At 68.4% G+C, this 12,304-nt stretch carries 12 protein-coding genes; 7 read left to right on the top strand and 5 right to left on the bottom strand.

The window, feature by feature from the left end; genetic code table 11:
* Positions 1–26: 26 nt before the first annotated feature.
* Both KF796_01990 and KF796_01985 read right to left on the bottom strand, forming a co-directional pair.
* Positions 27–449, bottom strand: coding sequence for a PaaI family thioesterase (locus tag KF796_01990; protein ID MBX3585386.1), 423 nt, complete (start codon positions 447–449; stop codon positions 27–29).
* Positions 358–888: a MerR family DNA-binding transcriptional regulator gene (locus KF796_01985; GenBank protein ID MBX3585385.1), complete on the bottom strand. Its 531-nt coding sequence runs from the start codon at positions 886–888 to the stop codon at positions 358–360. The genes KF796_01990 and KF796_01985 overlap by 92 nt, the downstream gene beginning before the upstream one ends.
* A gap of 202 nt (positions 889–1,090) precedes the next feature.
* Here KF796_01985 and KF796_01980 point away from each other — a divergent pair, with 202 nt between their 5' ends.
* Positions 1,091–1,540 carry a hypothetical protein gene (locus KF796_01980; protein ID MBX3585384.1) on the top strand — a complete coding sequence of 150 codons (450 nt, stop codon included), beginning with the start codon at positions 1,091–1,093 and terminating at the stop codon, positions 1,538–1,540.
* 75 nt (positions 1,541–1,615) lie between these two features.
* Here KF796_01980 and KF796_01975 read toward each other — a convergent pair whose 3' ends face one another.
* Complete coding sequence (locus KF796_01975; GenBank protein ID MBX3585383.1) at positions 1,616–2,083, bottom strand: hypothetical protein; 468 nt, start codon at positions 2,081–2,083, stop codon at positions 1,616–1,618.
* Between the two features lie 253 nt (positions 2,084–2,336).
* Between KF796_01975 and KF796_01970 the strand changes: the two genes are divergently transcribed.
* Genes KF796_01970 through KF796_01945 form a run of 6 tightly spaced genes read left to right on the top strand, consistent with a single transcriptional unit; the run spans position 2,337 to position 10,852 of the window.
* Positions 2,337–3,794, top strand: a complete 1,458-nt coding sequence (locus tag KF796_01970) for a sigma-54-dependent Fis family transcriptional regulator (GenBank protein ID MBX3585382.1) — start codon at positions 2,337–2,339, stop codon at positions 3,792–3,794.
* Between the two features lie 41 nt (positions 3,795–3,835).
* Positions 3,836–4,561, top strand: coding sequence for a molecular chaperone (locus tag KF796_01965; GenBank protein ID MBX3585381.1), 726 nt, complete (start codon positions 3,836–3,838; stop codon positions 4,559–4,561).
* Between the two features lie 8 nt (positions 4,562–4,569).
* Complete coding sequence (locus KF796_01960; GenBank protein ID MBX3585380.1) at positions 4,570–7,089, top strand: hypothetical protein; 2,520 nt, start codon at positions 4,570–4,572, stop codon at positions 7,087–7,089.
* Positions 7,086–7,940, top strand: coding sequence for a hypothetical protein (locus tag KF796_01955; GenBank protein ID MBX3585379.1), 855 nt, complete (start codon positions 7,086–7,088; stop codon positions 7,938–7,940). The genes KF796_01960 and KF796_01955 overlap by 4 nt, the downstream gene beginning before the upstream one ends.
* Before the next feature lie 22 nt (positions 7,941–7,962).
* Positions 7,963–10,080: a response regulator gene (locus KF796_01950; GenBank protein MBX3585378.1), complete on the top strand. Its 2,118-nt coding sequence runs from the start codon at positions 7,963–7,965 to the stop codon at positions 10,078–10,080.
* A gap of 1 nt (position 10,081) precedes the next feature.
* On the top strand, positions 10,082–10,852 hold the full coding sequence (locus KF796_01945) for a hypothetical protein (GenBank protein MBX3585377.1): 771 nt from the start codon (positions 10,082–10,084) through the stop codon (positions 10,850–10,852).
* Positions 10,853–10,872: 20 nt separating this feature from the next.
* Here the strand turns inward: KF796_01945 and KF796_01940 are convergent, their stop codons facing one another.
* Both KF796_01940 and KF796_01935 read right to left on the bottom strand, forming a co-directional pair.
* Positions 10,873–11,358 carry a Spy/CpxP family protein refolding chaperone gene (locus KF796_01940; GenBank protein ID MBX3585376.1) on the bottom strand — a complete coding sequence of 162 codons (486 nt, stop codon included), beginning with the start codon at positions 11,356–11,358 and terminating at the stop codon, positions 10,873–10,875.
* A gap of 129 nt (positions 11,359–11,487) precedes the next feature.
* Complete coding sequence (locus tag KF796_01935) at positions 11,488–12,231, bottom strand: GntR family transcriptional regulator (protein ID MBX3585375.1); 744 nt, start codon at positions 12,229–12,231, stop codon at positions 11,488–11,490.
* Positions 12,232–12,304: the final 73 nt, after the last annotated feature.

The following is a 12,304-nucleotide window of genomic DNA, read 5'->3' as shown; positions in this document are numbered from 1 at the left end:
ACCGGCCTGTGCGCCGGTGCTGCGAATCAGCCGCGGGGTTCGATGTTGCGCGCGGTGCCCAGCAGTGTGGCGCACAGGGTCTCGGCGCCGGCGTGGTCCACCGCATAGACCTCGCTGGCGCAGACCGTGAGCAGGCGCCCCGGGTCCACCACGCGGCCACGGGCCCGCAGCGTCACGCCACGGGCCGGGGCCACGAGCTTGAGCGTGGCATCAATGGTGGCGTTGGCCCAGCCGGGCGGCAGCAGCGAGCCGGCCGCGGCCACGGCAGCAAAGTCCGCCGCCGCAAACACGGCCGTGGCCTGCAGCTGACCGGGGCGGAAGGTGAAGCCCGGCGCGATCGGGAACTCGAGCTCCACGTCACCTGGGGCGACGCGGTTGAACTGCAGGTCCAGGGTCTGGGCCATGGGCATGGCCAGCACGTGCTGGCGAAGGGTGTCGAGAGAACTCATGGTCGGCTCCTGGGGGGGTTGGGGGATTGGTGGGCCTGGGTTTTGGCATGGCGGGCCAGGGCTTGGCCCGGGCGCGGGTCTGCTGCTGCTTTTTCTGCTGGGCCTTGAGCCAGGCGATGTGGTCCACCACCCGGGCGCGCTGGGCCTGCAGCGCGGCCACCTGCGCGTCGATGGCCCGCACGCGTTCGCCCATGGCCTGCACCATCTCGTCAAAGCCCAGTCGCCCGGCGCGGTAGGCGGGCAAGCGGGTGGCGATGTCCTTGAGCGCAAACCCGATCTGGCGCGACATGGCGATGAACACCACCTCGCGGCGCATGGACTCGGGGTAGTCGCGGTAGCCGCTGGGCCGGCGCGCGGGCGCGATCAGGCCCAGCCGTTCGTAGTGGCGCAGGGCGTGCACCGTGACGCCGGTGCGGCGGGCGAGTTCGGAGATCTGCATGACGCCACGTTAGCAAGCCTCGCGCTGCACGAAGGTTGCGCGCGCGACTCAGACAGTCGGTCAACGGTTGTTGCATCTGCCGGTCTGGCGCAGCGTCCTACAGCCGGCGGCGTGGCTGTCCGGCAGGGCCGGTGGCCGGGGCCATCTAGTCTTGCGGTGTGGGCTCATCGGGAGCCCCAACGACTTTATAAGGACGACTGAAATGAACAAGTTTTTTGCACCCCTGTTGATGGCCAGCCTGCTGGCGGGCGCGGGCTTTGCCCAGGCCCAGAACACCGGCGCTGCCGCCACCAACACGATGCCGGCCAAGGCTGGCGAGGCCAGCACCCTGACCCAGGGTGTGCCCAACGCGCCCAAGGCCGTGGATGAAAAGACCCGCACGGAAGTGAAGGCCGAAGCCCGTGCCGCCGTCAAGGCCGGCACCACGTCCAAGGGCACGGCCGGCACCACCGATGCCAAGGGCATGCAGGCAGGCATGGAGCCCAAGCCGACCGACGGCAAGTCGCGCGCCGAACTCAAGGCCGAACGCGACATGCAAAAGGCCAAGAAGCGGGCCAACCGCAACCTGGCGGCCATGAGCACGTCGGGCATGTCCACCGGCGTGCCGGCGGGCAACCCGGCGCCGACCACGGGCACGGGCACGCCCAAGTAACCAAGCCCGGCTCGTCCAGGACAAAAAGCGGGACCCCGAGGGGTCCCGCTTGGCGTGGGGCTTGCAGTGCGTGGCTTACTTGGCCTTGATGACCAGGTTCACGATGTCGGCGTACACGCCGGCGATCGCTTCCTTGTCGCCGGCAAAGCTCACCGTCAGGTTGCCCTGGCGGCCGAAGAAGGCGGCGTCACGGCTGGCGACGATTTCCTGGGCGATGGCGCCTTGGCCGTCGTCGTAGGCGGCTTCGTAGACCGTGGGCTTGGCGCCGACCGATTTGCTCAGCAACTGGCCGGCGTTGCTGGAAGTCAGGTGGACCGAATAGCCCGTGCCGGAGTTGCAGTTTTCGGTGACGGTGCCGACCAGCGTGTTCTGTTCGCCATTGATGATGTCCAGCGTGGTGGCCTTGGCCGTGGGCTTGACGTCGATGGTGCAGTTCACGGCCACCGAGCCGCGCAGCTCAAGCTGTGCGGAATCCGAGGCGGCGTGCGCGCCGAATGCGGCAGCGATGGTGGCGAGGGCGATGGTGGTCTTCAATGCGTTCATGGTGAATCTCCAGTAGGTAAAAAAACAAGGTTGAGTGGTTGGTAAAACTCGTATGGCGCTTGGCGGTGTGCTTCTGCGTCAGACGATGAATACGTTGCGAGCCTTGTGCCAAGCTGGATTGATTAAAGAAAATCCTTTTGAATCAATGGGTTAGCTGATTTCTCCCGAGGCGGCCCCCAAGCCGCTGTGGCGCATTGCAACGCCGGATCTTGCAGGTGTTGCATATTGCAAGGCTTGTGGCGACACTGGGGCCATGGTGAAGTCCGCCGTGCCCAAACAGTTTCCGGGATGCCGCGTCCTGATCGTGGAGGACGTGTTGCCGCTGTCCATCCAGTACCGCGCATTGGCCAAGCCGTTGGGTGTGGAAACCATGGTGGCGGCTTCTGCCGCTGAAGCCCGGCGACAAGTGCCTCAGGGCCCCTGGCATGCGGCGCTGGTCGACATCAATCTGCCTGACGGCTCGGGCTTTGATGTGATGGAGGACATCACGCGCCAGTGGCCCGGCTGTGCGGTGGTGGTGATCACCGGGGAAGACTCGGTGGACAACGCGGTGCGCGCGGCCCACGCGGGCGCGATGGATTTCATCGAGAAACCGGTGGAGCCCGACCGCCTGCAGATCACGCTTCGCAACGCGCTGCAGGCGTCGACCCTGGCGTCACAGGTCGAGGCGCTGGCGCCCGTGCAACGCGACCGCTTTCACAGTTTCATCGGGCAGAGCGCGGTGATGCGTTCGGTGTACCGCATGATTGAAACCGTGGCAGCCAGCCGGGCACCGGTATTCATACACGGTGAGTCCGGAACCGGCAAGGAACTGGCCGCCGATGCGATCCACCGCTGCAGTGGCCGGGCCTCCGCTGCCATGGTGGCAGTGAACTGCGCGGCCATTCCCAAGGAGCTGATCGAGAGCGAGATGTTCGGCCACGTGAAGGGCGCTTTCACAGGGGCGGCGACTGACCGCAATGGCGCCTTCATCGAGGCTGATCGGGGCACGTTGTTCCTGGACGAAATTGCCGAGCTCGACATCAATGTGCAGGCCAAGTTGCTGCGCGCGCTGCAGACTGGCGAGGTGCGCCGTGTGGGCGAAACCCGCCAGCGCATGGTGGATGTGCGCATCGTCTGCGCCTCCCACCGCGACCTGTACAAGCAAGTCCAGGCAGGCCTGTTCCGCGAGGACCTGTTCTATCGCTTGTACGTTGTGCCGGTGGACCTGCCGCCGCTGCGCGAGCGCGGTGACGACATCGTGCTGATTGCGCAGGCCATGCTGGCGCGTTATGCCAAGGAGGATGGCAAGAAGTTCATCCGCTTTTCCGAGGCCGCGCAGGCCCGCCTCATGGCCTATGAGTGGCCAGGCAATGTGCGTGAACTGATCAATGTGATCCGGGCCGCGGTGGCCATGAACGATGGCGAGGTGGTGCAGGAAACCATGCTGCCGATCAAGCCGCAGGAGGCGGCCGGCGGCGCGCCACTGCAGTTGCCGCAGATGGCGCTGCGCGCCGCACCGCAAGCCATGGCGCAGATTGCCCCGCCGCCCGCGGCCGGGCCTGCGGTGCGCCCGCTGGCCGTCGTGGAGCGCGAGGCCATTGAACATGCGCTGCAGGCCTTTGGGGGCAACATTACCCAGACAGCCAAGGCGCTATGTGTGAACCCTTCCACGATTTACCGCAAGATGGCGGCATGGTCCGGGGCATCTGGCACGGATGTTGGTATGTAAAAGCATCAGCCTAGACGGCTTCACTTTTGCGGAGACAAACCATGAGACCTTTTTCACGCTTTCTGTTGCGCGGCGCTGCTGCGCTAGCCCTGGCGCTGTCCGGCCTGTGCGCCCACGCCATTTCATTCACGCCCATTGAAATGGACTTCAGTCCGGCGGGCCGCGGAGCCACCCAGGTGTTCCGCCTGGAAAACACGACGCCCGAACCGGCCGCGGTGGAGATCACCGTCAAGGCCCGCGCCATGGCGGCCAATGGGGACGACGTCCTGACCGATGCTGAAGACCAGTTCAATGTGTTTCCTGCCCAGGTGGTGTTGCAGCCCGGGCAGGTCCAGACCGTTCGTGTTCAGTATGTGGGCACGTCGGCCATCGAGCGCGAGCAGGCCTATCGGCTGATTGCCGAGCAGTTGCCCGTGGACGTGGGCCAGGTGGCGCAGAACGGCGGGCGCATGCGCCTGCTGGTGAAGTACGTGGCCTCGGTCTATGTGGTGCCGGGCAATGTGAAAGCCGTGCTCAAAGTGGGAGAGACCCGCCTGGTGGCCGAGGGCGACAAGCGCTGGCTGCAAGTGTCGGTGACCAATGAGGGCGGGACCCGCAAGATCCTCAAGGGCGTCAAGCTCCAAGTGGCCGGCATGACGCTGAGTGGCGACCAGCTCAAGGGCATGGAAGGTGAAAACCTGCTGGCTGGTACGACGCGGGTGTTCCGCGTCGCGGCGCCGGCTGGCCTGGATGCCGTGAGCGCGCCGGCCCGCTTGATCCTTGAGTAGGACGGCGGATGCGGCTGCCTCACGCCGCGCTGTTGGCCTTGCCGGGCGTGGTGGGCATGGGGTGGTCTGTGGGCGACGCCCATGCCCAGGCGCCGGCGGCCAGCGCCGACGCGCAAAAAATATTCGAGCAGGCTTTTGGCAAACGGCGGGCGCGCGCGGCACAGCGCATGGCCCTGCCTACGACGCTCGATGGTCGCGAACTCGGCACGCTGGATGCCGAAGTCACGGCCCAGGGGGTGCGGATGGCCCGCAAGCCGCTGGCGCAGGCGCTGCGACAGGTGCTGCGCCCCGAGGTGCTGGCTCGCGTGCAGGGAGAGGCGCCCGACGGCTGGCTGGACCAGGCGCAGCTCGCAGCCATCGGAATCGAGGCCCGTTACTCCGCGCAGCGCATCGCCATGGATCTTGTGGTCCCTCTGGCCTTGCGGGCTGTGCGCGAATTGCGGCTGGATGCCCACGGCAACCCGGACGATGGTGGCGAGGAAGGCCGGGTGACAGCTGAGCGCTGGAGCCTGCTGGCCAACTGGCGCTGGGCCGCCTCGCAGCAGTCGGGCGACGGCACCGTGCTGCGCCGATCGCGCCTGTTTGCCGATGGCGCGGCCCGCGCGGGCGAGTGGGTTCTGGAGAGCAATGGCTCGGTGGCCACGGATGGCTCGGGCGGTGGGTTTGAGCGCTACGAAACCCGTGTGCTGCGCGACTGGCCGGACTCTGCTGTGCGATTCTCGCTGGGCGACGTGAGCAGCGCGGTTCGGCCGGGGCTGGGCGCGCAGGCCCTCGGCGGGCTGCGGCTGAGCCGCTACTACGGGCTGAACCCTGCGCTCAACAGCCAGTCGCAACCTTCCGAAACCCTGGGCCTGCCGAACGGTGGCAGCGTTGATGTGCAGGTCAATGGCTTTGTGGTGCGGACCCTGCGGCTGGCGCCCGGGATCTACAACCTGCGCGACATTCCCGTGTTCAACGGCGCCAATGATGTGGTGCTTCGCGTGCTGGAGCCCGGTGGCCGGGTGGAGGAGCGGCGGGTGTCGTATTTCTTTGATTCGAGCCTGCTGGCACCAGGGCTGTCGGAATGGGACCTGGCGCTGGGCGTGCCGGTGCAGCTGGGCGCTGGCAGCCGCGCTTACAGCAGCGGTGAGCGCGCACTGTCGGCGTGGTGGCGCCGTGGCTGGACGCCCGCGCTGACGGCCGGTGCAGGCCTGCAATGGCGCAACCGCGCCACGGGTGCAGCCAGGATTCTGCAGGCCGAGGCGACCTGGGCGGTGCCTGCGGGCACGTTGGCCGCTTGGGCCGCCCGTTCGCAGCAGCCCTGGGGTGGCGGGCATGCGGTGTCGCTGCAGTGGCGGGCCAGCACCGCGTCGCGCACGGGCGCCCGTTACGGCGCTTCCGTGGCGGCGCAGGTGCAGCGCACCAGCGCCGGGTTTGCCGCCGTGGACAGTGACCGGCCGTCTGCGTCGAGTACCGAGGCGGGCCTGCGCGCCGGTCTCATCTGGGGCGGCGGCTGGGGTGCGACGGTTTCCTTGGCACGGCGGCATTCGCCGCAGCTGAAAGACCGCAGCAGCAGCGAGACCCTGACGCTGCGCCGGCGCCTGGGTCGCCACTGGTCGGCGGAGTTTGCGGTGTCGCGGGCACGCTCGGGAACAGACCGAGCGCTGACCACCGGGTTTGTGTCGCTGCGTTACAGCGGCGAGACCTCGCCAGCCGGGACGTCGTTGCGCGGCGCATTGGCCTACCAGTCACAGGACCGGCGCACCCAGGCCGATCTTGAAGCCAATGGCGTGACCACACTTGGTGGTGGCGAAGCGCCCTGGCGCGTCAGCGCCACCCGCACCCGGGCCCAAAGCGCCGACGAGACCGCGCTGCGCGGGCAATTGTTCACCGGCCGCGGCGAGCTGACCTGGGCCGCCACGCAGACCCAGCAGGCCACGGGCAACACCACGCTGCAGGAGCTCACGCTCGCATCGGGCCTGGTGGTCAGCCGGGCGGGGCTGCGCCTGGCGGCGCCGGTGGTGGACTCGGCCGCCGTGCTGGTGCCGCGGCGCGGGATGGAAGGCTTGCGCCTGGTGGTGGACCCGCAGCGCGAACGGGCAGCCGCGGCCAGTGACAGCCTGGGCGCGCCCGTGCTGAGCGACCTGATCGCCTACAGCCCGCGCCAACTCCAGCTTGATGCCGAGAACCTGCCGCCGGGGCGCAGCCTGGGGATCGATCGGCCGCTGCTGCTGCCAGCCTACCGCTCGGTCCTGCTGGTGTCGGTGGGCTCGGACGCCAACACCCAGGTTCGCGGCCAACTGCTGGGAGCCCAGCAGCAGACGCTGGCGCTGCAGGCGCTGCGCCTGCAACCGGTGGGCGGCAAGGGCGAAGCGATTGATCTTTTCACCAACCGGCGTGGCGGTTTCATGAGCCCGCCGCTGCGCCCGGGCCGCTACCTCCTGGTGCGCCCGGGCGAGGCCGCGCCACTGGCCCGCGTCGAGATCGGCCCCGAGCAGTCGGGGGTGGTCGATCTCGGGGGCGTCACACTGAAGGAGGTCAAGCCGTGAAGCGCCTGGCCGCGGTGTTGAAGGGCCTGCTGCTGGCGGGCTGCGGCCTGGCGCAGGGGGTCGGCATGGCCTGCACGCTGGTGGCGCCGGGGGGCTGGTCGCTGGGCGCCTACGATCCGGGCGCGGGGCCGGCGATCGCGCAGCCGATGCAGGTGCGGGTGGTTGGCGGCAAGGGATGTCTGGCTTCGCTGCAGGTGGAGTGGCCGGGCGTGGCCGGCGAACTGCCGCTGACCGGCCCCGGCGGCATGCCGCTGCGAGTGTCGTTGAGCACCGATGCGGGCGGAAGTGCGCCCGTGGCCGCTGCGCCGCAGGACGCCGCTGCCGTGGCCCTGGACGGGGGCCGCGAATCGACGGTGTACCTCTGGGCCAGGCCCTATGCGGCCCAGTGGGTCAGTCCAGGGACTTACGTGGCTTCGCTGCGACTGCGGCTGGTGGACGGAACCGGGACGGTGGACGAGCGCGAGGTGCCGGTATCGGTCCAGGTGACGGCGGCTGTTCGCGCGGCGTTTGCGGGCAGCGCCGGCAAGGTGGCGCGGCTGGATTTTGGTGAATTGGCCCAAGGGGCGCAACGCAGCACGCAACTGGATGTCCAGGCCAACACGGGCCATCGCATCACGCTCGAGAGCGCCCATGGCGGTCGGCTGGTCAACCGCCGTTTTGTGCAGTCGGCGGTGGACTACCGGCTGCGGGTGGGTGGGGCTGTCATCAGCCCGAAAGCCTCGGGTGCGGGCATCAGCATCCCGTCAGCCGGTGTGGCGCACCACCGCATCGAGGTCGAGATCGGAACGGTCGAACGGGTCCTGGCGGGCGACTATGCCGATGACCTGCTGATCACCATCACGGCACAATGAGCCTGCCCTACCGTGCCGACCCATGACCCCGCCCCCGTCTGAGGACTCCCTCTCCCGCGCCCTGAGTGAGCTCAGCGCCGAGAAACGGCACAGCGCGCGCCTGCTGGCCAAGCTGGAGCAGCAGCAGCGCGAACTGGCGCGGCTACAGGCCTCGTACAGCCGCGAGTCCAACAGCCGCCTGCTGGCCGAGGAGGCGCTCGATGAAACCGAGGACCGCCTGAGACTGGCTGTGGAGGCGACGCAGCTTGCGCTGTGGGAGTGGGACCTCGATACCAGCCAGGTCTACCTGTCCGATCGCTGGTCCGCCATGCTGGGGAATGTGGCGGCCGAGGCCACCTGGGACATGAAGGCACTCGCGGCGTTGCTGCACCCGGAAGACCTGCCTCAGTTGCGCGAATCGGTGGTGGCAGCACTGTCTGGCCGCCAGGAGCGCTATGTTGCCGAACACCGGGTCAAGGCGCGGCAGGGCTGGATCTGGGTGGAGAGCCGGGGCATGGTGACCGGGCGCGACATGCTGGGCCGCGCCACACGGATGATCGGCACCAACGCCGACATCACCGCCCGCAAGACCGCCGAGGCCGAGATGCAGCGAGCCCAGGCGCTGGCGGAGGCGGCCAACCTGGCCAAGAGCGAATTTCTTGCCAACATGAGCCACGAGGTGCGCACGCCGCTCAATGGCATTCTGGGCCTGACGCAGCTTATGTCGGGCACGGCGTTGACCGATGAGCAGTCGCAGTACCTCAAGCTGGTCGAGAGCTCGGCCCAGGCGCTGCTGGCGCTGCTGAACGACGTGCTCGACTTTTCCAAGATCGAGGCCGGCAAGATGGCCGTGGAGGCCATTCCCTTCCAGCTGCAACCGTGGATCGAGGAAACGGCCGCGCCGCATGTGCTGGCCGGGCAGGACAAGGGCTTGCGTGTGTCGGTGCGCCAGGAGGGCCGGCTGCCTCAGATGCTCGTGGGCGATCCGGGGCGGCTGCGTCAGGTGGTGTCCAACCTGATGTCCAACGCGGTGAAGTTCACCGAACGCGGCGAGGTTGAGCTGGCAGTCCTTGGCCAGGGGGCGCAGGGCGGGCATGTGCGGTTGCGTTTCGAGGTGGCGGACACAGGCATTGGCATCCCGGCCGACAAGCAGGCCTCGATTTTCGAGGCCTTCAGCCAGGCGGACGCCACCATTACCCGCCAGTACGGTGGCACGGGGCTGGGGCTGGCCATCTGTGATCGGCTGGCCCGATTGATGGGCGGCCAGCTCACGGTGGTGAGCCTGCCAGGCAAGGGCAGTGTGTTTGCGCTGGAGCTGGAGTTGGGGGTTGCGATGGACGACACCCTGCCGCAGGCGCGCCAGTCACTGGTGCCGGCCGGGGCCTTTGCGGGCGTGCGCGTTCTGCTGGCCGAGGACCACGCTGTCAATGAGTTGCTCATGCGCCGGATGCTGGCCCAGATGGGGTGCGAGGTGTCGGTGGCTCACAACGGCGCCGAAGCTGTTGCGATGTGGAGGGAAGGCGGCGCGCAGCTGATCCTCATGGATGTGCAGATGCCTGAAGTCAGTGGTCTGGAGGCGACCGGTCAGATCCGGCAACACGAGGTGGCGGCTGGATTGGCGCCCATTCCGATCGTGGCGCTCACGGCTCATGCCATGGCCGGCGACCGCGAGCGCTGTCTGGCGGCCGGGATGGACGGGTATGTGTCCAAGCCGGTGTCGGTGCCGGCGTTGGTGGAGGCCATGGCGGCAGCGCTCAAGGCTCGGGACACCGCCAGGGCTGAGCCAGTGGCCCAGGCTGAGGGCCAGCAGGCTGGCCGCACAATGACATTGGACCCTGACAAGTTGCTGGCTCGGTTGGGCGGTGACCGCGAGGCGCTGCAAGAGATTGCCGTGGCGATGCGGGCCGATCTGGCGCACCGCGTCCGGCACCTCACGCAGGCGCTTGCCGACCGCGACAGCGCGCTCGCGCGCAGTCATGCCCATGCGCTCAAGGGTGCCCTGGCCAGCCTGACGGCGGAGCGAGCCGCCATGCTGGCCAAGGGGCTGGAGACGGCGGCGCGGCAGAACGCCTGGGAGCTGTTTGAACGGGCGTTGCCCCTGTTTTGCACCGAGGCCGGACGGGTCGACGCGGCGCTGGCTGCGCTGGAGCCGCAGGCCTGAGATGGCGACGGCGGGGGTCTTGCCTCAACTGCCGCGCTCTCATGCGCGGCGTTTGCGCGAGATGTACCGTTCGGCCGGCTGGCCCTGCCTGGATGCAATCGAGGTGGACCTGCTGGCCGCTGGCCTGCTGGAACGCGTGCCGTCGCGCGATGCCGATGGTTCGCTGCGCGAGGGACTGCGGGTGACCGACGCGGGCATGGCGCAACTGGCGACATCGCTGGCGCGCAATCGCGCGGCATTTGATGCCCATGAATCGCTGGTGACCCTGGTGGCGCGGCAGATGCAGCGCGCGGGGCGCACCGCGTTCACGGGCCTGAGCCTGCGCGCGCCGGTGGAAAGTTCCGAAGGGCGGCGCTGGGTGGTGGCAAAACCCGATGTGTTTTCGATCCGCCACACCACGGTGGCGGGCTACCTGGTGCCCACGGTGCACGAGGTCAAGGCGCGGCGGGCCGATCTGCTGGGGGAGCTGCGTGACAGCCCGCGCACCCAGGCCAAGCGCGGCGCCTACCTGGCCATGAGCAGCGAGTGCTGGTATGTGCTGGGGCGCGACGCCAGGGGCCGCGAGATTGGCGAGGCCAGCGAGATCCCGCAGGCCTTTGGCGTGATGCAGGCCGTGGCCGGCGCCGCGGGGGCCTGGCGGCTGGAGGTGGTGCGGCCCGCGCCGCGCCGGGCCTTGCCGCACGAGACCGGGCTGCCGTTTGCGGCGTGGCTTGCACTGGCGCGTGCCACGCCGCATCCGCCCGGGGAGGACGACGCGCAGGGCCGGCTGTAGGCCTGTGCGCGGGGCGGGGCTCAGCCCTTGTGGTGGTGGCCGTGCCCGCCGCGGTGGCCGCCGAACTTCAGGGTTTCGGCATCAAACACCTTTTGCTGCTCGGCGGTCAGCGCGCCATAGAAGGTCTTGGTGGCGTCGGCGCGCTTGTCCATGGTGGCCTGGCGCTCGGCCCGCATGGCGCGCATCCTGTCGATGCGTTCTGGCGTGGTGAGCTTGGCGATCTCTTCGCGGCTGGGGCGGGCATGGGGCGTGGCGGGCGGCTGCATGGTGCTGGTCCAGGCCGTCCAGGCGCTTTCCTGGGCCGGGGTGATGGCCAGTTTCTGCTTGAGCGCGGCCTGGCGCTTGGCCATGTGTTCCTTCATTTGGGCCGGGTCGTGCCGGCCCATGCGTTGGTGCATGGCGGGCTTGCCGTCGGGCGCGGCCGGCGCCGGGGTTTGCGCCACGGCGGCGGCGGCAAAGGCGGCCATCAGGCCGGTGAGCAAAAAGCGTTGGGGAGCGAATGACATGGAAACTTCCTTTCAGAGAAGAAAGCCTGTTGCCAGACAGCGGCATCAGGTTGAGGGCCAGTTTCAGCGGCCCATGTATCGCCGCGATAAGTCGGCCGTGATGCTGTGTAAAGTTGGTTGAAGAAGACGCTACCGGGCGTCTGGCTCGAAGTACTGGGGGCTGCGGGCCTGGATCGCGTCGAGGAAGCGCAGCGGGGACTGGATGTGCACCCGCATGGCTTCACTGGCGGCCGGTCCGTCCCCGGCCAGCAGGGCTTCCACGATGGCGCGGTGGTGGTCGATGGCGATCCTGTTGCTGCCCAGCTCGGGAATGGCGAGATGGCGGATGCGGTTCATGCCGGTGCGTGCCAGGCGCAGCGGGTTCCAGGCGTGGGGGTGGCCGGCCAGGGCGAGGATCTGGTGGTGAAACTCCTCGTCGGCGGCCAGGTGGGTGGCGTAGTCCTTTCTGGCGCTGGCACTGGCCTGGCGCTTGATGATGGCCGCCAGGCCGCGGCGTTGCGCCAGCGGAGCACTGGCCGCCAGCTCGGCGGCCCGGCATTCAATGACCTCGCGCACAAAAATGGCGTCGGCGATCCTGGCGCGGCTGAGCAATGACACCAGCGTGCCGCGCTGCGGGATGCTCTGGAGCAGGCCCTCGCCCACCAGCTGGCGAAAGGCTTCGCGCACCGGGGCCCGGCTGACCTGCAGCTCATCGGAAATGGCCTGCTCTGACAGTGCCGTGCCCGGCAGGAAGCTGCAGTCAAGGATGGCCTGGCGCAGGGTGTCATACACCTGGACGCTCACCTGGCCGCGCGCGCCAGCACCTGCCGCGGTCGTGGGCAGGGCGATGCCGGATCGGGGGAAGTCGGGTATTTGCGGTCGCGCTCTGGCCATGATTTTCGAATATACCGGAGCGGTTGCTGCGGGTTAGTGCGTATTTTACTGGAATACTAGAATGTTAATATTT

Origin of the sequence: Ramlibacter sp., from assembly GCA_019635435.1 — a bacterium.
Lineage (GTDB): Bacteria > Pseudomonadota > Gammaproteobacteria > Burkholderiales > Burkholderiaceae_C > JAHBZM01.
This window is presented reverse-complemented; position numbering and strand designations above follow the sequence as displayed.

What these genes read in the sequence shown, in the direction of transcription:
- KF796_01945 (MBX3585377.1), top strand. Translation starts at nt 10,082, where the DNA reads ATGGCGACGGCGGGGGTCTTGCCTCAACTGCCGCGCTCTCATGCGCGG.
- KF796_01990 (MBX3585386.1), bottom strand. Translation starts at nt 449, where the DNA reads ATGAGTTCTCTCGACACCCTTCGCCAGCACGTGCTGGCCATGCCCATG.
- KF796_01970 (MBX3585382.1), top strand. Translation starts at nt 2,337, where the DNA reads ATGGTGAAGTCCGCCGTGCCCAAACAGTTTCCGGGATGCCGCGTCCTG.
- KF796_01965 (MBX3585381.1), top strand. Translation starts at nt 3,836, where the DNA reads ATGAGACCTTTTTCACGCTTTCTGTTGCGCGGCGCTGCTGCGCTAGCC.
- KF796_01980 (MBX3585384.1), top strand. Translation starts at nt 1,091, where the DNA reads ATGAACAAGTTTTTTGCACCCCTGTTGATGGCCAGCCTGCTGGCGGGC.
- KF796_01935 (MBX3585375.1), bottom strand. Translation starts at nt 12,231, where the DNA reads ATGGCCAGAGCGCGACCGCAAATACCCGACTTCCCCCGATCCGGCATC.
- KF796_01940 (MBX3585376.1), bottom strand. Translation starts at nt 11,358, where the DNA reads ATGTCATTCGCTCCCCAACGCTTTTTGCTCACCGGCCTGATGGCCGCC.
- KF796_01985 (MBX3585385.1), bottom strand. Translation starts at nt 888, where the DNA reads ATGCAGATCTCCGAACTCGCCCGCCGCACCGGCGTCACGGTGCACGCC.
- KF796_01975 (MBX3585383.1), bottom strand. Translation starts at nt 2,083, where the DNA reads ATGAACGCATTGAAGACCACCATCGCCCTCGCCACCATCGCTGCCGCA.
- KF796_01950 (MBX3585378.1), top strand. Translation starts at nt 7,963, where the DNA reads ATGACCCCGCCCCCGTCTGAGGACTCCCTCTCCCGCGCCCTGAGTGAG.
- KF796_01960 (MBX3585380.1), top strand. Translation starts at nt 4,570, where the DNA reads ATGCGGCTGCCTCACGCCGCGCTGTTGGCCTTGCCGGGCGTGGTGGGC.